Here is a 3,147-nt window from a genome sequence, read left to right as displayed (position 1 = left end):
CCCCCTGAGCGGTGAAGAGCTGATCCGTACCAAGGTGAAACAGACCGTGATCATGGGAGGCCACTTTCCTCGTTCGGCCAAACCGGAAACGAACCTTCGACTCGACCCTGCCGCCGCCGTGAGCGTGACCAATCGCTGGCCAGGCGAGATCATCTGGCAAGGCTTCGAAGTGGGCGCGGCATTGCGATGTGGCAAGTCGCTGCAGGTGTGCGGAGCGGACAATCCCGTGCGTCGCGCGTTTGAACTGCGTCCGTACCTAGGTGGCGCTGCGATCGACCACGGCAAACCTGCGCATGATCAAGCCGCCGTCTTGTTAGCCGTTCGCGGTGTCCAGGACGAGTATTGGACGATCAGCCCGCCTGGCCACGTCATCATCGATTCGGACGGACACAGCGAATGGAGAGCCGGTGGAAAGAAACGGCATCGCTATGTGGCAATCAAAGGGCGACCGGACAGGCTCGAAAAATTGATCGATGAATTGATGGTCCGCAACCGAGTCACTGAATGAGCGTCCACAAAAACAGCTTAGCAGTACAGTTTTGATCGTCTCCCCAAGTCAGTCGTCGCTGCGAAGCCTCAGGTAGCGAAACGCACGAGTGAGTTTCGGGGGCATCCGTAATCGAACGAAAGTCTTGACGGCTTGCTCGATTTGCCAGCGTCAACCGACCCGGGCAAGGGGAAATGCTTTCGGGTGGCCGTCTACGTCCGAGCACTTTCCCCGGACGAAACGAAACAGGATTTTCGCGACGGCCTTACGACGCCGCCGAACCAAGTTCGGCATAAGCAAATAGACTTGATGTTTTTTGGTAACACATTCGTCGGTGGCCGGCATATAAAGGTGTGAAAGAGGTTTCGCCTCTGAATCCCCATTGCCCAAAAAGATGCGGTTTACCGACGTATGACAAACGCTCATATCAAGCTGCCGGGAACGAGAAAAGCGATCGTCTACTTATTGGTCGCGACGATGTCGATCATTCTCGTCGAAACCGCGAATGCCCAGCGTGTTTCGAATCACCTACAGACGCTGTACACCTTTGACGAGGACCAGGGCGATACCGTCCGTGATCGTTCTGGCACGGGAAAGCCGCTGGATCTGAAGATCCAAGCAGCGAAAGGCGTTGAATGGAAAGACGGTGCATTGGTCATCCGTTCTTCGACTTCCATCATTTCGGCCACCCCCGCCACGAAGATCATCGACTCGGTCAAGCGGTCCGGCGAAATCACCATTGAAGCCTGGATCAAACCTGCGAACAATTCACAAGCAGGACCTGCCCGAATCGTGTCGCTTTCCTCCGATACCAGTCATCGCAACGCCACTCTTGGTCAAGACAAAGACATGGTGGATATCCGCCTGCGGTCGACCAAGACCGATCGCAACGGATTGCCCTCGACGGCCAGTCCTCGGAAGTCGCTGCAGACGAAATTGACTCATGTTGTTTTCACTCGCGATCGTAAAGGAACGGCAACGATCTATCTGGACGGACGGAAAGTTGCCAACCGACGCGTCGCGGGCGACTTGGGCAACTGGGACGCAAAGCATCTGCTGATCCTCGCCAATGAAGCCACAGGCGATCGCCCATGGATCGGTGAATTGCACATGGTGGCGATTTTCGCTTACGCGCTCTCCGAGCCGCAAGTGCAGCAGAACTTTGCAGCAGGATCAAAACCAAGTCCTCCGAAGCCACCGAGTCTGGCGTCGGTTTCAGCGAGTCTTTTTGACCAGGATGTGGCCCCCCTGTTTGCCAAACACTGCTTGGAATGTCACGACTCGGCCATCAAGAAAGGGGATTTGGATTTATCCAGAAAGAACGCAGCCTTGGCGGGTGGTGAGAGCGGCGAGGTGATCGTGCCAGGGAAATCCGCAGATAGCCTGCTGTGGCAATCAGTGTCGTCCGACGAAATGCCCAAGGATCGTGCTCCGCTGAGCAATGATGAAAAGGCCGCGCTGAAGAGGTGGCTCGATAGCGGAGCGGTCTATTCGGTCGACCGCGTCGATCCCGTGATTTACGTGCACGGCGGAGGAAGCAGCGACGTCTGGGTACAGCGGCTAACGGTCACCGAATACATCACCACGATTCGTCGCGCCGTGGGTGTCGATATCGCCAAGGAATCGCAGGCGATTCTGCCGCCGGACCTGCGAGCGGACGGATTTCGTAACACGGCCTACAACTTGAGCGTCGATCTGAAGCACGTCGAAGCCTATGTAAGTTTAGCCGAAATCACGGTCCAACGCATGGATGTGATGAAGTTCGCGGCAAGGTTCTCCAAGAGCACCAAATTGTCGACCGATGACACGATGCGCGACCATATCGCAGCGATGGGGAAATGGTTATTCCGCGGACCGCTCAGTGAGCGTGAGATCAACGCGTACAGCGGTATCGCGACGACGGTCGCCAGTGCCGGAGGTGATTTCGAACAAGCCATGGCATACATCATCGAAGCGATGCTACAGTCGCCTCGATTCATCTATCGAGTCGAACGTCAGCATGACGCCGGCGGCTCACGCGAAGTCGATTCCTACGAACTGGCATCACGGCTGAGCTACATCCTGTGGGGAGCACCGCCGGATGAAGCTTTGCTGCAGGCCGCTGATCGCGGAGAGCTCCAGGACGCTACGAAATTGAATGCTCAAGTAAAACGAATGCTGAATGATCCGCTGGCCAAAGACCGATCCGCTGAATTTGTGTCCGAATGGCTCAATCTGCCACGGCTTCGGAACATGCGTCCTGATCCAAAGCGGTTTCCAAACTGGAACGCAAAGCTCGCCGATGACATGCGAGACGAGACCTTGGCTTATTTCCATGACGTGGTGTGGAAAGAGGACCGTCCCCTGTCCGACTTGCTAGGCGCCCAGTTCACCTACGCCACTCCCGAGCTGGCCACACACTATGGATTAAAACCGATTGGCAACGGTTTGCAGCGTTACGATGTCTCGTCGATTCCTGGGCGTGGCGGTTTATTAACTCAGGGAAGCGTCCTGACTATCGGGGGTGACGGTGCGTCAATGGTCTCGCGTGGCTTGTTTGTGCTCGACGATCTGCTGCGGGGCACGATCAACGCGCCGCCGCCTTGCGTCAATACCACTCCACCACCTACCAAAGCCGGATTGACTCAGCGTGGTATCGCCGAGCAACGCATCGCGGACGT

At 56.5% G+C, this 3,147-nt stretch carries 1 protein-coding gene and 1 pseudogene; both read left to right on the top strand.

The annotated features are described in order from the left end of the window. Window positions 1–508, top strand: a pseudogene (locus tag ABX962_RS33625) (nucleoside hydrolase); the annotation flags it as partial. A gap of 390 nt (window positions 509–898) precedes the next feature. Then, on the top strand, window positions 899–3,147 hold a 2,249-nt coding region (locus ABX962_RS33620; protein WP_372726046.1), incomplete at its 3' end, for a DUF1592 domain-containing protein.

It is taken from the genome of Novipirellula sp., assembly GCF_041583735.1.
Taxonomy (GTDB): domain Bacteria; phylum Planctomycetota; class Planctomycetia; order Pirellulales; family Pirellulaceae; genus Novipirellula.
Note: the sequence above shows the minus strand (reverse complement) of the source record. Positions and strands in the feature narration are given on the sequence as shown.